Below are 15,590 nucleotides of genomic sequence, written 5' to 3'. Positions count from 1 at the left end.
CCATGTGGCAAAAACTGCAAGCCAGACTTGAGCAGCGCAAAGCTCAGGACCTGTTACGCCACCGTCTGACCCTTGAGGGGGCGCAGGGTGTACGCATTCAGGCTGAAGGTAAAGAATATCTGAACTTCAGCAGCAATGACTATCTGGGGCTGGCTAATCATCCAAAATTAATCGAAGCGATGCAAAGGGCTGCAAAACAATATGGTGTTGGCAGTGGCGCATCGCATTTGATTATCGGTCATAGTGACCAACATCATGCGCTGGAAGAAGAAATCGCTGACTTTTTAGGGGCCGAAAGGGCGCTGCTGTTTTCGACAGGCTATATGGCGAATTATGGGGTGCTAACCTGTTTGCCTGAAAAGAATGATCTGATTATTCAGGACAAACTGAATCATGCATCCTTGATTGATGGCGGTATGGCTAGCGCGGCCAAAATGCTGCGCTACGCACACGCCGATATGGATTCTTTTGAGCGTCAGATGAAACAGCCTGCTGATAGTCGACTGGTAGTAACCGATGGCGTCTTCAGCATGGATGGCGATATTGCTCCGCTGCCCGAATTGGTTAGCAGCTGCAACAAGCATAAAGCCTCATTGATGGTGGATGATGCGCATGGCTTTGGCGTTTTGGGTGAGCAGGGTAAAGGAAGCCTTGAGCACTTTGGATTAGCGCAGCAGTCAGCAGCTATTTATATGGCTACACTGGGTAAGGCGCTTGGTGGCTTTGGGGCTGTTGTAGCCGGCAGTGAACTCTTGATTGAAAGCCTGATTCAGTTTGGCCGCAGTTATATCTACACTACAGCCATGCCGGCGGCAGTAGCAGCAGCTAATCGAGCCGGACTGAAACTGTTCCAGGAAGAGGCTTGGCGTCGCCAGCAATTGAAGAAGAATATTGATTATTTCCGCCGACTGGCCAGTGAACACGATATTCCATTGATGCCTTCTGAAACTGCTATTCAGCCTGTACTGATAGGCCGTAATGACAAAACATTGGCCATTAGCCGTGCCTTAAAAGAGGCTGGCATTTTACTGGTAGCCATCAGGCCGCCAACGGTTCCGGAAAACAGTGCCCGGTTACGGGTGACATTAACCGCTGAGCACAGCACTGACGACATAGATTTTTTGCTTGAAAAGCTCTCCGATGAGTTAAAGCAGGCAAATGCACAAGTATGATTGTAGAGGTAATGGGTGAGTAAGTTACAACCTTATATAGAGAGTACCGGGCAAGGGCCCGATCTGGTTCTGCTGCATGGCTGGGGATTACACTCAGGTATCTGGGAGATGCTGGCCGATGACCTGGCTGAGCACTTCACCTTGCATATGATTGATTTGCCAGGCTTCGGACGTTCACCCATTCCCGGCGATCCTTACACCTTGGATTTGCTCACCGAGCAAGTGCTAAAGGTTGCACCAGACAATGCACACTATCTCGGCTGGTCACTGGGCGGCCTGATTGCTACCAACATTGCCATCGAAACGCCTGAAAGAGTCAATAAACTTATTACGGTGGCTAGTAATCCTCGCTTTGTTCAGGAGGACGACTGGCAACATGCCATGAAAGCCAACATCATGGACAGCTTCTGTCGCTATCTGGAAGAAGATTACCAAGGAACCATTATTCGCTTTCTGGCGATACAGGCCATAGGCAGCGAAACCCAGAAAGACGATATTCGTCGATTAAGAGATACAGTATTTATTCATGGCGTTCCAGCCGGCAAGGCGCTACGTGGTGGTTTGGCGTTACTGAATGAGGTTGATTTGCGCAATGAGTTGAGCAAGGTGAAAGCACCAATGTTGCGCCTTTATGGCAGACTGGATTCTCTGGTGCCTGCCAAGACTGCAGAGCAGGTTGCCGAACTGATTCCGCATAGTCAGCACAAGGTTTATCCAAAAGCCAGCCATGCGCCTTTTCTGTCTCATAAGCCACTATTCGTAAACGACGTTAAAGAGTTTTTGCATGAGTAAAGCACCGCAGGCAAGAATCAATCAGATTTCAAAAGAGGATATCGCCCGCTCTTTTAGCCGAGCAGCGAAGACCTATGATGATGCCGCTTTCTTTCAGAAATTGGCCGGTGAACGATTGCTTGAGCGCTTACAGTATTTCAAACTGCAACCGACCAATATTCTAGATCTGGGTTGTGGTACCGGATATTTTACCCGCGAATTGAGTGGTCGATTCCCGAACGCCAAAGTAACAGGCGCAGATTTGGCGAAAGGGATGATCGATTTCTGTCGAGCTCAATCGAATCAGGAAGACTATGTATGTGCTGATGCACTGCAGCTGCCTTTTGACACTAATAGCTTTGATTTTGTATTTTCAAACCTGACCATCCAGTGGATTGAAGAGTTGCCACAACTGTTTCAGGAACTCAATCGTGTGTTAAAGCCAGAAGGTTTATTGTTATTTACGACATTGGGACCTGACACCTTGTATGAATTGAAGCAAAGCTGGGCAGCTCTAAATGACTATCAGCATGTGAACAACTTTATTGATATGCATCATGTGGGTGATGCCATGCTAAGTGCCCGCATGTCTGATCCTGTGGTTGATAATGAGCCAGTAGTTATTGGTTATAACCGCGCCACAGAGCTAATGCGTGATTTAAAAAATATTGGTGCTCATAATATTGATTCTAGCAGAAACCATGGCTTAACCAGTCCGCGTCAGCTACGTAAGCTGGAGCAGGAATACAGTAAATTTAGAATGGATGATGGCCAGTTGCCGGCAACTTATGAGTTGGTTTATGGGCACGCATTTGGTACCGAAGCCGGTGCGGCTGTCGGTTACCATGACTATGCGGTAGAAATTGGGTAAATCTTTAATCGGGAAAGGCGTTAATTTTTTTTGTTTTCAAAGTTAACGATTTTTTCTTTTAACTCTTCTTCTTTCTGCTCAAGCGTTTGTTTAACATTTTTCATTTGCGCTTCGTGCAGGAAGTCGCGCAGAGTTTCAAACTCAGTACGATAGAAGTCGCGTTCATCGCGTAAGTTATCGATGTTGCGGCTTAAAGTGGCATTGGCCTGAACGAGTCTTTTATGACTCTTTTTAAGGTGTTCGAATTCGGACCCCAAGCTTTCTTTGAAACGTTCTTTTTCATCGAGAGCATCCTGGCGAATGGTGCGAACTCGGGCATCGCACTCTTCGCGAAGCTGATCCATTTCGTCATCAAGTTCACGCTTGGTATCGGCAATGGATTGTAAGGCATTGAGATAATTCTGCTGGGCTTCTTCGTATGAGGTTTGTGCCTGCTTATATTTGCCTTTCAGCTCTCTGTGTTCTTGAGTAAGAGCTGTATTGCGCTCAGAAAGGCTTTGCAAAGAGTGTTTTAAGTCATCTCGGGTGGATTCCAGCTCTTTGATACGCTGGGCTTTGCCGGCAATATTACGAGTATTTTCTTCGAGGACTTTTTTGAGTTCTTCGTTTTTAGACTCAAGCTGTCTGACCACGGCATGCTTTAGAGCAGCAGTCACTACTGCTACCAAAAGGACTACCAGGGCGATAATCGCCAGAGTGAGTATGATAGTGTTGTCGCCAGCCAAATTAAGTCACCTGAAAAACGGACTATGATTCTATGCTACGCCAAAATGTAGCAACTTTGTATCAAATTATAGCGTAACCATTATAGAGCGATGTGTGCGAGGGGTAACAAAATGAACAAAACAAGAGAAATATTATTCATTGCAGGCACTGATACCGAGGTTGGAAAAACCTTTATTACTCAGGCGCTTATCAATGCATTGTTGCATTGTGAAGAGCAGGTTGTTGGGCTAAAACCGGTCGCTTCAGGCGCCGAGCTGGAAGCTGGAGAGTGGCGCAATGAAGATGGTCTGAAAATCCACGAGCTTTCGAAAAAAAGCCCAGGTTTTGAGCAAATCAGCTACTCCGATATTAATCCTCTGTGCTTCGAGCCCGCGATCGCGCCACATATTGCCGCTCAGGAAGCTGGAGTTGAGTTATCAATCGCTGAACTCAACAGGTTGCTTAAATTTCCTGATAGCGAACACTTGCTGGTTGAAGGTGCGGGTGGCTGGTTAACACCGCTCAATGACACCGAAACTTATGCAGACTGGGTTGAGCAGAAAAGAATGGATGTGATTTTGGTGATAGGAATGAAGCTGGGCTGTCTTAATCATGCCATGTTGACCGTACGCGATATAGAGCGCCGCGGACTAAAGCTAAGAGGCTGGGTCGCCAATTTTGTGTTTGGCGATATGAATCGAAGTGAGCAAAACCTAGATTGGTTGAAGAAGAATATTTCAGCGCCTTGTCTTGGCGTGGTGAGCAAGCAAGAAGGCGCTGATTATGAAAAAGCCAGTGAGTTATTGGACCTTAAGGCTTTGCTCTGAGGCAACACACTGATTGTTGACGCAACTAACATGGGGTTCTGGTGTTACCACGCAAATTCCCATGATCTGGTTTTCTTTGAAGTAATCCTGTCGCTCTTTTTTATAAGCCGTCGCCAGCTCTAGAAGTCTGGCTTCGTCAACGTTAGGTTTTGAGTAGGGCTCATAAGATTCCGGACCGCCACAAGGTTTGGCTCCTACTTCAACCAGGGCACAGTCGGCATCCGAGTTGCAGCTTTTGTCAGCAATGGCTGTCTGGATTTGCTGCTGAAAATCCACAGGTTTTATGTCAGGGTTTTCTGAATTGTCCTGATTGCCAGCTTGTGAGCAGGCAACTAGTGGGGCTAAAGCCAAAGCAATGATATATTTTAAGTGTTTGATTTTCATAATATTGCCAATTTTTGTCAGTTTGCTCAAAAGGCTAGCATACAGTAGTATCAGTGCATAAGCCTAATCTATTAAGTCAGTCACAATGTCACTTATGAAACCCAGTAAAACAGGTATTCCTCGCATTATTGATGCCACAAAGTATTCTTTGCAGGGCCTGAAAGGCGCATGGCTTAATGAAGCTGCTTTCCGTCAGGAGCTGGTTCTGGCCATAATCCTCATTCCTCTGGCTTTTGTCATTGGTAACACCACCGCCGAAATTGCGATTTTGCTGCTTACACTGGGTATCGTGCTGATGGCGGAGCTTGCTAACTCAGCGATTGAAGCGGTAGTTGATCGCATTGGTTCTGAAAGACATCCATTGTCTGGACGTGCAAAAGATATCGGCTCAGCGATGGTGTTTGTCGCTTTACTGTTTACAGGTATCGTCTGGGGCACTGTCTGCTACTTCAATTTCTTCTCATAAGCTTAATGACCAGCTCAATCTCTAGAGCTGGTTCAATATAAAGTCCTGAGCGAATTTGGCAGCTATCTGCCAGCTTTCTTCTGTGCTGATCTCAGAGCGCTTTAACGTTTCCAGACTATGATTTCCATTTTCCAGCCATTGAACCTTGATGGTTGGAGATAAATCATAACTGGCAACTTCGTCAGGTTTACCGAAAGGATCGCGTGTTCCTTGCAATATCAATGTAGGCGTCCTTAGACTCTGTAGATGCTCGGTTCTTAGCTTGTCAGGCTTACCAGGCGGGTGAAACGGGTAGCCCATGCAGATTAAGCCAGAGACCTGTTCGTCATCAGCGATCATACTGGCCACACGGCCACCCATAGACTTACCCCCAATAAAAATTTTCCTTCCTTTGCCGAGCTCAAGAATCTGCTGTTTATAGGCTTCTAGCAGTTTAGGCATACGATCTGGTGGTGACTTTTTACCAGTCTGCTGGCGTTTAAGCATATAAGGAAAATCAAACAGCACCACTTCAATATCGGGATGGCTAATGAGCTTAGCCATGCTCTGCATGAATTCAGAGCTAGAGTCAGCACCTGCACCATGTGCAAAAATAAAAACAGCTTGTGAAATGTTTTGATTGTTTGAATCTTGGTTTTGAGTCATGCCTTTCCTAATTGCAGTTACTGCATTTGAATTGAATTTTAACTTTCAATCGTGATCGGTTTTGATACACTAGGCAGCAATTGTAAGAATAAAAACCGACTATGTCTGCACTAAAGCCCACTTCTTATCAAAGACCTTTCCTTAAGTGGGCGGGTGGTAAGTTCCGATTACTGCCAAGAATTTTAAACGTTTTACCCGAGGGCAATAAGTTGATTGAGCCGTTCGCAGGTTCAGGTGCACTGTTTCTTAATGCAGATTATGATCGATATTTGCTTGCTGATATTAATCCCGATCTGATCGATGTTTTTAACCAGCTTAAAAAGGGCAAAACGACATTTATTGATTACTGTGCCAGTTTTTTTACTGACCAATATAATAACCAGAAAACCTTTTACGAATTACGCGAATACTTCAATCAGTTGAAGCCAGGAAAAGAACGAGCGGCATTATTCGTTTACTTCAACCGCCATGGTTACAACGGCTTATGCCGATATAATCGTTCCGGTGGCTTTAACGTGCCATTTGGACGCTATAAAAAGCCTTATTTTCCTGGACGTGAAATGGAGTTTTTTGCTGCAAAAGCAAAGCGTGCGGAATTTCGATGTCAAAGCTTTAGCAAAACCATGAGTCATACAAGGAAAGGCAATGTGGTTTATTGTGATCCACCCTACGTTCCCTGGTCATTAACTGCCAACTTTGCAAGCTACAGCCAGCAGGAGTTTTCACTCGACAATCAGCGTGAGCTGGCACTTGAAGCACAGAAACTCGCCAAGCGTGGCGTGCCGGTTGTGATTTCTAATCATGACACCGACTTCTCCCGCCTAATCTACGCCAAAGCCAAAGATTTACAATCCTTCCCCGTGCGACGCTTTATCTCCTGCGATGGAGCAGGGCGCAATAATGCACAGGAGTTGATAGTGGTTTATGAATAAAAAAATACTAATCCTTATCTCTGTTGCGCTCATATTCATCTGTAGTTTAGTCTATTTCAGCTTGAGTTATATTCTTGCTGAATCAAGTAAAAAAAATGTAAATAAGCAAACTTTCTTCAAAGATATCAATGGCATAAAGGTGAATGATTCGGTAACAGATAAAAATTCAGCAAATGTCAGCTCTAATGTAGAAATATTACAGCTTGATAATTTGTCAGAGCCTAAGCCGGAAGTAGAAGATTGCAATAGTCTGGTTTTAGATTATCTTGATTCAGCTAAGGGTAGAGCAGTTATCGAATGGCAAGAAAGTTTAGGGATGCCATCAATGGATTGGCAAAACAGACATTCCTCTCTCTTTATTGACCATCCCTATAAGTATTACAAAAATTCAGATTTGCTTGTAATGGCAAAAAATGGTGATAGGTTTGCAATGTATGCTTATGGTCAAAATATGTTATGGAAAGCATTTACTGATGAAGAGCTGTCTCCAGCATTAAGTGAAGGTTGGGCTTATCCTGAAATTACATCATTTATTGATAAAAGTGCACTCAAGGAAGCTCGGTATTGGTTATATCGAGCAGTTCTTTATGGCAGTATTTATACCTCTCACAATCTCGCACGTGTTGCCAGCTTCGAGAGAATATATTTAGAACAGAATAAGCTTTTAACGCCTGAACGTGATAAAGAACTAAGGTTAGAAGCCTATATTTACGGGGAGTTGCCCGAAAAACTCATTCACGGATTACATAAAAATACTTATCAGGGAGAACCAAGGCAGGAGTGGCAACAGGAGTTTGATAAAGCTTTGCTCCAGCTAGTTGATAACTATCAAAAGGAAAGAGTTAAGTTAGGGTTGAGTAGGTTTGAAATGGAGGTACCTAAGGAGTACACGGATTTACAAAACTTATGTAATTAACCTTGCCCAGCGCTTTCCAGTGCTGAATTAACGAAGTAAAGAATGGTGAAAATAAATACGATGGTGAAAACCAGGCCGCCGATGATGAAGTGTAGGGCGTTACCTTTTTCGAAGTCTTTCTGACGTTGTTCTTCGGATTGAACACCAAACATGGCGCCAACAACACTTTTTACGGTTGACCAGAAACCTGTGCCTTCATGCTCTGGCTGCTGATTGTTGTCGTTAGTGTTGCTCTGGGTATTACTAGAAAGATTTTTTTGGGTAGAAGTGTGTTGCTTGCTCATTCATCACCGCCAAACAGTTCGAGAATATCGATAAAATGCAGACTTGGCATTGTATGAGATTCTGTTAGCCATGAAAACCAGCTAACTGACTGTTCGGATTTTTTTTCGTCTTTTTTGGCTTTTTGTTGAGGAGCTGGCTGAACCAATTCAGGTTCAAGCTGAGTTAGAACGTGAAGTTGTGTGTCGTCCGTTGGAGAGTATTGTACATTGGAGCACATTTGAGCATTGGCAAAAGCCTGACCTGACAGGAATGAACCGGCCACAAAAACTGAAACAGTCATGTACTTTTTAACAGCTTTAGTCATTTTCATCATTGCTCCTCATACTTTCCATCTGGGTCGAACACGCTTTCCATAGACCTAGTTTACCCATTCGGGCGAACATATCTGCCTAATATACGTGAACATTTGGTTACAATTCAAGAAGATGATACGTGTTTTGTGTCAATTTTATGTAAATGTTGCTGCTTTTCTTCAAGGGAATCAATTAATTCAAATACTTGAGCCACATTGAGGCGTGGGTCGACCAGGCTTGTGTAGGCTTTGTCGAGCTCCTGCTCTGTCACCCCGTAGGTACCGCCAATGCATTCCATAACTGCCTCAGCCGTCATTTCAAGATGCACGCCGCCAAGATGGGTGTTATGGGCAGCATGAATTTCGAAGGCTTGTTGCAGTTCACTTTGGATATGCTGGAAATCACGTGTTTTGATGCCTTGTGAACTTACCCGAGTATTGCCATGCATTGGGTCGCAGCTCCAGAGTACTTTGAGTCCAGCTGCCTGCACGGCCTTGATCATATCCGGCAAGACCTGAGTGATATGCTGATGACCAAATCGTTGAATCAGGGTTAAGCGCCCAGCTTCGTTATTGGGATTGAGTACTTTACATAACTGAACCAGTGTTTCTGGTGACAGATCTTTACCAACCTTAATCGCAATTGGATTAGCGATACCGCGAAGATATTCGATATGGGCGCTGTCCTGAATAGTGGTCCTCATACCAACCCAGGGATAGTGAGTCGATAAATTGTACCACTTGCCATTGTTGGCTTTGCGGGTCAGCGCTTCTTCATAATGCAGATGCAGTGCTTCGTGGCTGGTAAAGAACTCCAGCCAGTGACGACTGTTATGCTGCGGGCCATTGGCCTGATGGAACAGACGCATTGCCTCTCGGAACTGATCAAGGCTCTTGTGCAACTTGGCATTAGTTTTTAGCGACAATAGGTCTTGTGACTCTTGCTCCAGTTGGAACAGATCACTGATATCGCCTTCAAGCAGAGAGCGGATGTAGTTGATCGTTAATGAAGCATAGCTATAGCCTTGGAGCATGCGGGCCGGATCTGGCATCCGCGCGGACTCGCTGAAATGAACATGGTTAACCAGGTCGCCACGATAGCTGGGTAAAGTGGTTTGGTCCTGAGTTTCAGTCAGTTCGGAGCGGGGTTTGGCATATTGGCCTGCGATTCGACCGATACGAATCACCGGCTTTTGAGTTTGCTGACTAACCAGCAGGCTTAAGCTCATGAGCAGACGAACTTTTTGTGAAATGGCTTCGGCATTGCAGTCAGAAAATGATTCAGCGCAGTCACCGCCTTGCAGGATGAAGGCTCTGCCTTCCTGCGCATCGGCAATATGACTTTTTAAGCTATCCACTTCACTGGCAGAAACCAAAGGCGGTAATTGACGTAACTTATCAATAACCTGCGCCAAGGCTTCACTATCACCATATTTGATTTGCTGACTGACTGGTTTACGCTTCCAGCTGTCTGGAGTCCATTGGTCAGCGGAACTGTTACTCATGATTTATTCAGATATCTGCTTCAATAAAGCTATTCTATCTCATAAGATAGGCGCTGGCGAATAGAAGCGTGATTCGGATGATAATCTGAAAATAGCAATGATATACGACATTGTTTATCGCAATGATCAGTGATCATTTCAGCTGAAAATTAAACCAAGCAAAAAGTACAACGGTAGAAAAGTTGAGATAACGCTAATCAAGGCAAAACCGGCACATCAATAAGAAAACGGACTGAGCAATTGTCTGACGCGGCAGAATGTGCGTGTTGGAGGAAGTTTATAAAAAATAAATGACTGACAACTAAGCACATTCTAACAAAGTCAGGCAGACGCTCAGAACGTTTGAAAGTAAGGTAATTATGGGAAAAGTAAAAACAATATATGTTTGCCAAGAGTGCGGCTCTGAAACTCCGCAATGGGCAGGGCAATGTGGCGCATGTAAAGCATGGAATTCCATGGTAGAGCAAGTGGATGCCAAAAAAACCAGCAGCACTGCTAAAAGCTCGCGGTTTACTGGTTATGCTGGACAGGATTCCAAAGTGGTTAAGATGGACAAGGTGGATCTGTCTGAGCTACCGCGCATGTCATCGGGTTTATCTGAACTTGATCGGGTACTGGGCGGTGGTTTAGTACCTGGCTCGGTAGTTCTGATGGGCGGTGATCCGGGAATTGGTAAATCAACCATACTGTTACAGAGTCTATGCAAAATCAGCGAAACTGAATCGGTTTTATATGTGACCGGTGAGGAGTCGTTGCAGCAGGTAACCATGCGAGCTCAACGTTTGGGACTGGCGACCGGTGATTTTTCATTGCTGACCGAAACACAGGTGGAACAAATTACCACGCAAGCCTTGATGCAAAAGCCGAAAGTCATGGTGGTTGATTCCATTCAGACTATCTACACTGAAATGTTGCAGTCAGCGCCAGGCGGTGTTGCTCAGGTGCGTGAAAGTGCTGCTCAATTGGTGCGCTTTGCCAAGCAAACCGGAATTACGTTATTAGTTGTGGGTCATGTAACTAAAGATGGTGCTTTGGCTGGACCGCGTGTACTTGAGCACATGGTAGATGCAGTTCTCTATTTTGAAGGCGAGCGAGATGGACGCTTGAGACTACTACGTGCTGTAAAAAATCGTTTTGGTGCGGTTAATGAGCTGGGTGTATTTGCCATGACCGACGAAGGTTTGAAACAAGTCAAAAATCCTTCCGCGATCTTTTTATCCAAATACCAAGACCCTGTGGCTGGAAGTGCGGTGATGGCAACCTGGGAGGGTACACGACCTATGTTGGTGGAGATTCAGGCGCTGGTAGATACTTCGCATGCACCTCAACCACGCCGTATCGCAGTGGGTCTCGATCACCAGCGAATTGCCATGTTACTGGCGGTGCTCAATCGTCACGCCGGAATTGCAACTTATGATCAGGATGTGTTTGCCAACGTGGTAGGTGGTGTCAGGGTTATGGAAACCAGCTCCGACTTGGCGTTAGTGGCATCGATCATTTCTAGTTTACGGAACCGTCCGCTGGAAGAGCATACCGTCATCTTTGGCGAAATTGGTTTGGCGGGTGAAATTCGTCCGGTGCCCAATGGTCAGGAGCGCTTAAAGGAAGCAGCTAAGCATGGTTTTAAACGAGCAATCGTTCCTGAGGGTAATAAACCTCCAAAACCCTTTGATGGCATGGAGGTTATAGGTGTCAGTCGAATGGCTCAGTTCATTCAACTGATCTAGCAAGTCTTTAAAGTCTTTAGATTGAGTGACTATCGCAATAGCAATGCGGGTCACTCAATGGCTACTCGCCAAAATCTTCTGCTAATTTAAGCCAGAACATTCCTCGCAGTTCACCTTCTTTAAATCCTGTGGCCTGATCGTTAGGGTATTTTTCATTGATTGCCGCTTGCACTTCAGGAGCAATGTTTGGCCCATGACAGGCAAGGCAAACTGCCTGAGTATAGATAGGCTCAACGTAAAGCCATTCACCGCTGGGAAGCTGAGTAATATTACCACCAGCTTTGTTTCCATTGCTTTCCTGATCAAGGTAATAACCGAGAGGACCCTTTAATAATTCGGAAGGTTCATTGTCTGGATTACGTACTTTATGGCTAGTTCGTCCCACCTCGACACCGGCAGGCACTTTTGCAGCGATTTCTGGCGCTTCTAGATTGCAATAATTTATCGCTTCAACGACGCCTTGCTGCATGCCATTCATCAAGGTTTCTTTAAATTGTATTTTAATGGGCTTAAGTGTTGCTTCGGCCAGCTGTGCTTTTTCTTCCCATTGCTGCATTTTTGCTTTTTGGTACTCTTGCCACGCGTAGTAGCCCGCACCTGCGACTACCAACAATACAACGAGAATGATTAAAACTTTTTTCATGGTGTTTCCTTTACCGTTTCTGATAACGCTTTATACTACCGCTTGGAAAGCTCATCTTAAAGCTAACATCAGAAAAACTTAATATATTATGACGGATGTCAATTTACGCCAGTTCAAGCCAGAAAAACTATTTGCTCCTCGGGGATTTGTTAAACCACAAATAGAATCACCCCAATATCTAGAAATTGGTGCAGGTAGAGGCAAGCACGCGCTGATGTTTGCGCAGGATAATCCGAATAAGCATTTGATTGCGATTGAACGAACTCGAAATAAGTTTAATGACTTTGCCGAAAAAGCTGAGCAGTTGTCTTTAAACAATTTAAAGGCTGTTCATGCCGATGCCATTCCCTGGGTGGTGCATGCACTAGAGCCCAAATCTCTTGCAGGTGTTTTTTTGCTGTATCCCAATCCGGAACCAAAAAATCCCAGCCAGCGCTGGTTGAATATGCCTTTTTTTGAATTTTTACTTTCAAGAATGCAGGACAAAGCCAAATTGGTATTGGCAACAAACATTCAGTCATACATTGAGGAGGCCGAACAGTTGGCCAGAAATCAGTGGCAATTAGAGCCAAGTGTGTTTGCAGTAGATAAGAGTTCTCAGCGAACTCATTTTGAAGTCAAGTATTTGGCTAGAGGCGAGACCTGTTGGCAGATGGATTTAATCAAGCCAGAAGGATATCAAACTCGATTTGATGATTGGGTTAAAGAGTAAGGCTAGTTTTTTATTTCACTATCTTTTTCTTCGACTTTAATTTCCCAGAGTGCTTTTGATTCTCTGTGAATATCATCAGGATCGTCATTGTGCATGCTGATGATAGTTCTAAGCTGTAGCATGCTGTCTATATCGATCTCTAAAGTTTTAAGCCCATATTGCTGATCCTGATGATGAACAATTTCAGCTTTTTGATGTATGGCTGGAGAAAATTCGTCAATGATGATTTGAATGTCAACAGGCTGCGTAACGTCCAGTTTTGACTTCGAGTCTATTAAAACACCATTCAAAGACAGTTCAATGACAGAGCCCACTGATTTGTGCTCTCCCTGCTCAATTAATACTTTGGCATTGTATTCAATGCGTGAAAAGTTGCGTCGGTCCTGTTCTGACACCAGTTTAGTCCTGAATCATTACGTTATGATAATTCTAAAGTAGCAGATGGCTTTTGGCTTGTCTAAGGGAATTTGTAGTGTATAGCGCTTTGCTTAATTCTTATTGGAAGTACCAAAATTCATTATCTGTCATACCGCGGCTTGACCGCGGTATCCAGTGACTTTTACGCTTTATATTGTGGTTTCGCTACTCAGCGAGTTACTTTTACAGAATACATCCTTGTATTCTGCTGAAGCCAGCGTCGCTTCACTCCACTGTTCAAATTTGTTCCAGACAAATTTGTCTTGCCTTAAGTAACCACAAAATCGTCTGGAACGATTTTGAATAGCGAAGCTAGCCTGCAAGGTGAAGTACAGGGATGTACTTCATAAAAGAAGACCACCCCGTGATTGAGGTTTCACTTCGTTCAACTTCCTTCGTATCCACCAAGCCACTTAACGCAGGGTCTGCCCCCTTGGGTACCGTAAAATACGTTCCATCTCCCTAAAGGGATTTCCTTCGGTCACCTGCCCGAATTTTACTATTCAAAACGTCCTGTTTTGAATTGCTATGCCTTGTCTACTACTCAGCTCAATCAAAAGGGTAGTAAAGAGCACTTACCTGTAACTTCTTTATTTGTTGGAAGTTCTTGTTAAATTAATAAGCTTGGCACTATTTTGAGATCTTACGATACTTAATACGATGCGGTTGATCAGCTTCTGCGCCAAGTCGGCGTTTGCGATCGGCTTCATATTCCTGGTAGTTACCTTCGAACCAAACGGTTTCACTATCACCCTCAAAGGCAAGAATATGTGTGGCAACACGGTCAAGGAACCAACGGTCATGCGAGATTACAACCGCACAACCAGGGAATGCTAATAGAGCATCTTCCAGTGCACGTAAGGTTTCAACATCAAGGTCGTTTGTTGGCTCATCCAGCAACAGAACATTGCCGCCACTTTTAAGAAGTTTCGCCAGGTGCACACGGTTACGCTCACCCCCTGATAGTTGTCCGATACGTTTTTGTTGATCGGTACCTCTAAAGTTGAATCGTCCAACATAGGCGCGCGATGGAGTGGTGTAGTTTCCAACTGTAATCAAATCGAGGCCGTCAGAAATTTCTTCCCAAACAGTTTTGCTGTCATCCAGTGAATCACGGCTCTGATCAACGTAAGATAACTCCACCGTTTCACCAACAATTAACTCACCTGAATCCGGTGTTTCCTGACCAGTGATCAATTTAAACATAGTTGATTTACCGGCACCGTTTGGACCGATTACACCAACAATGCCACCTTGCGGTAAGTTGAAGTTGAGATCGTTATAAAGCAGTTTGTCGCCAAAGGCTTTAGTCAGGCCCTTAGCGGTAATGACCTGAGTACCCAGGCGTGGGCCTGGTGGAATATACAATTCCTTAGTTTCATTACGCTGCTGATATTCTTTGCTGGATAGTTCTTCAAAGCGCGCCATACGGGCTTTTGACTTTGCCTGACGGCCTTTGGCATTAGAGCGAACCCACTCCAATTCTTCTTTCATGGTTTTCTGGCGAGCCTGCTCCTGCTTTTCTTCAATTTCCAGACGAGCTGCTTTTTGCTCCAGCCATGAAGAGTAGTTGCCTTCCCATGGAATACCGTAACCGCGGTCAAGTTCAAGAATCCAGCCTGCTGCATTGTCTAGGAAGTAGCGGTCGTGGGTAATGGCTACCACTGTGCCTTTGTAATCGACCAGGAAGCGCTCAAGCCAGGCCACTGATTCTGCATCAAGGTGGTTGGTTGGCTCATCCAGCAATAGCATGTCCGGATGTTCAAGCAATAGACGACAGATAGCTACACGGCGACGTTCACCCCCGGACAAGTTTTTCACTTCCGCATCCCAAGGTGGAAGACGAAGTGCTTCGGCGGCACGCTCAAGAGCATTTTCAAGGTTATGACCGTCGGCCGCCTGAATAATGGCTTCCAACTCGCCCTGGCGTTTAGCCAGTGCATCAAAGTCGGCATCCGCATCGGCATAGGCTGCGTAAACCTGATCAAGCTCAGCCAAAGCTTCTTTTACATGAGATACTGCCTCTTCAACTACTTCGCGAACGGTTTTGCTGTCATCAAGTTGCGGTTCCTGTGGCAGGTAACCTATTTTGATGCCAGGCTGAGGGCGCGCTTCACCTTCGATATCGGTGTCGACACCAGCCATGATTCGTAATAAAGTCGATTTACCCGCGCCATTAAGACCTAACACACCAATTTTGGCGCCAGGGAAGAATGATAGGGAAATATCTTTTAGAATAGTTTTATTCGGCGGGACAATCTTGCCCACACGATTCATCGTATAAATATATTGAGCCATTGAAATACAAAAGGATTGATCA

At 44.9% G+C, this 15,590-nt stretch carries 18 protein-coding genes; 9 read left to right on the top strand and 9 right to left on the bottom strand.

The features are described 5' to 3' along the window. Positions 1-2 precede the first annotated feature (2 nt). The 3 genes from bioF to bioC are packed head-to-tail and all read left to right on the top strand — an operon-like array spanning position 3 to position 2,814. Positions 3-1,172: an 8-amino-7-oxononanoate synthase gene (gene bioF / locus CW740_RS09985; protein ID WP_106647358.1), complete on the top strand. Its 1,170-nt coding sequence runs from the start codon at positions 3-5 to the stop codon at positions 1,170-1,172. A gap of 15 nt (positions 1,173-1,187) precedes the next feature. Next, positions 1,188-1,964, top strand: a complete 777-nt coding sequence (gene bioH, locus CW740_RS09980) for a pimeloyl-ACP methyl ester esterase BioH (protein ID WP_106647357.1) — start codon at positions 1,188-1,190, stop codon at positions 1,962-1,964. Continuing rightward, positions 1,957-2,814, top strand: a complete 858-nt coding sequence (gene bioC, locus CW740_RS09975; protein WP_106647356.1) for a malonyl-ACP O-methyltransferase BioC — start codon at positions 1,957-1,959, stop codon at positions 2,812-2,814. Before bioH ends, bioC begins: the two co-directional genes overlap by 8 nt. Before the next feature lie 20 nt (positions 2,815-2,834). Here the strand turns inward: bioC and CW740_RS09970 are convergent, their stop codons facing one another. After that, a complete protein-coding gene (locus tag CW740_RS09970; protein WP_106647355.1) occupies positions 2,835-3,539 on the bottom strand; it encodes a hypothetical protein in 705 nt (234 codons plus the stop codon). A 111-nt stretch (positions 3,540-3,650) separates the two neighbouring features. Here CW740_RS09970 and bioD point away from each other — a divergent pair, with 111 nt between their 5' ends. Then, on the top strand, positions 3,651-4,346 hold the full coding sequence (gene bioD, locus CW740_RS09965) for a dethiobiotin synthase (protein WP_106647354.1): 696 nt from the start codon (positions 3,651-3,653) through the stop codon (positions 4,344-4,346). Here the strand turns inward: bioD and CW740_RS09960 are convergent. Then, complete coding sequence (locus CW740_RS09960; RefSeq protein WP_106647353.1) at positions 4,320-4,730, bottom strand: hypothetical protein; 411 nt, start codon at positions 4,728-4,730, stop codon at positions 4,320-4,322. The two genes, bioD and CW740_RS09960, sit on opposite strands and share 27 nt — an antisense overlap. An 85-nt stretch (positions 4,731-4,815) precedes the next feature. Between CW740_RS09960 and CW740_RS09955 the strand changes: the two genes are divergently transcribed. Beyond that, a complete protein-coding gene (locus tag CW740_RS09955; RefSeq protein ID WP_018624139.1) occupies positions 4,816-5,196 on the top strand; it encodes a diacylglycerol kinase in 381 nt (126 codons plus the stop codon). Positions 5,197-5,217: 21 nt separating this feature from the next. On the opposite strand, the gene CW740_RS09950 is transcribed toward CW740_RS09955, so the two are convergent. Then, positions 5,218-5,841 (bottom strand): alpha/beta fold hydrolase, encoded by a 624-nt coding sequence (locus CW740_RS09950; RefSeq protein ID WP_106647352.1) that lies wholly within the window; start codon positions 5,839-5,841, stop codon positions 5,218-5,220. A 101-nt stretch (positions 5,842-5,942) separates the two neighbouring features. Here CW740_RS09950 and CW740_RS09945 point away from each other — a divergent pair, with 101 nt between their 5' ends. Next, the gene (locus tag CW740_RS09945) at positions 5,943-6,773 is read left to right on the top strand and encodes a Dam family site-specific DNA-(adenine-N6)-methyltransferase (RefSeq protein WP_106647351.1); all 831 of its coding nucleotides are present in this window, start codon (positions 5,943-5,945) and stop codon (positions 6,771-6,773) included. Further along, on the top strand, positions 6,766-7,689 hold the full coding sequence (locus CW740_RS09940; RefSeq protein WP_106647350.1) for a hypothetical protein: 924 nt from the start codon (positions 6,766-6,768) through the stop codon (positions 7,687-7,689). The genes CW740_RS09945 and CW740_RS09940 overlap by 8 nt, the downstream gene beginning before the upstream one ends. On the opposite strand, the gene CW740_RS09935 is transcribed toward CW740_RS09940, so the two are convergent. From CW740_RS09935 to CW740_RS09925, 3 genes are all read right to left on the bottom strand, one after another. Further along, positions 7,686-7,973: a DUF2970 domain-containing protein gene (locus CW740_RS09935; RefSeq protein ID WP_106647349.1), complete on the bottom strand. Its 288-nt coding sequence runs from the start codon at positions 7,971-7,973 to the stop codon at positions 7,686-7,688. The genes CW740_RS09940 and CW740_RS09935 overlap by 4 nt on opposite strands. After that, positions 7,970-8,284, bottom strand: coding sequence for a hypothetical protein (locus tag CW740_RS09930; protein ID WP_106647348.1), 315 nt, complete (start codon positions 8,282-8,284; stop codon positions 7,970-7,972). Before CW740_RS09930 ends, CW740_RS09935 begins: the two co-directional genes overlap by 4 nt. A 107-nt stretch (positions 8,285-8,391) precedes the next feature. Further along, a complete protein-coding gene (locus tag CW740_RS09925; protein ID WP_106647347.1) occupies positions 8,392-9,771 on the bottom strand; it encodes a 3-deoxy-7-phosphoheptulonate synthase in 1,380 nt (459 codons plus the stop codon). Between the two features lie 359 nt (positions 9,772-10,130). On the opposite strand from CW740_RS09925, the gene radA reads away from it, so the two are divergent. Continuing rightward, the gene (radA, locus tag CW740_RS09920; RefSeq protein ID WP_106647346.1) at positions 10,131-11,498 is read left to right on the top strand and encodes a DNA repair protein RadA; all 1,368 of its coding nucleotides are present in this window, start codon (positions 10,131-10,133) and stop codon (positions 11,496-11,498) included. A gap of 61 nt (positions 11,499-11,559) precedes the next feature. Here radA and CW740_RS09915 read toward each other — a convergent pair whose 3' ends face one another. Beyond that, the gene (locus tag CW740_RS09915; protein ID WP_106647345.1) at positions 11,560-12,141 is read right to left on the bottom strand and encodes a Tll0287-like domain-containing protein; all 582 of its coding nucleotides are present in this window, start codon (positions 12,139-12,141) and stop codon (positions 11,560-11,562) included. Between the two features lie 88 nt (positions 12,142-12,229). Between CW740_RS09915 and CW740_RS09910 the strand changes: the two genes are divergently transcribed. Then, positions 12,230-12,853 carry a DUF938 domain-containing protein gene (locus CW740_RS09910; protein WP_106647344.1) on the top strand — a complete coding sequence of 208 codons (624 nt, stop codon included), beginning with the start codon at positions 12,230-12,232 and terminating at the stop codon, positions 12,851-12,853. A 2-nt stretch (positions 12,854-12,855) separates the two neighbouring features. Here CW740_RS09910 and CW740_RS09905 read toward each other — a convergent pair whose 3' ends face one another. Together CW740_RS09905 and ettA are read right to left on the bottom strand one after the other, a co-directional pair. Next, the gene (locus CW740_RS09905) at positions 12,856-13,248 is read right to left on the bottom strand and encodes a PilZ domain-containing protein (RefSeq protein WP_106647343.1); all 393 of its coding nucleotides are present in this window, start codon (positions 13,246-13,248) and stop codon (positions 12,856-12,858) included. A gap of 652 nt (positions 13,249-13,900) precedes the next feature. Then, positions 13,901-15,568 carry an energy-dependent translational throttle protein EttA gene (gene ettA / locus CW740_RS09900; RefSeq protein WP_106647342.1) on the bottom strand — a complete coding sequence of 556 codons (1,668 nt, stop codon included), beginning with the start codon at positions 15,566-15,568 and terminating at the stop codon, positions 13,901-13,903. Positions 15,569-15,590: the final 22 nt, after the last annotated feature.

It is taken from the genome of Kangiella profundi, from assembly GCF_002838765.1.
Lineage (GTDB): Bacteria > Pseudomonadota > Gammaproteobacteria > Enterobacterales > Kangiellaceae > Kangiella > Kangiella profundi.
The sequence above is the reverse complement of the archived record's forward strand: the minus strand, read 5'-3'. Positions and strand labels throughout refer to the sequence as shown.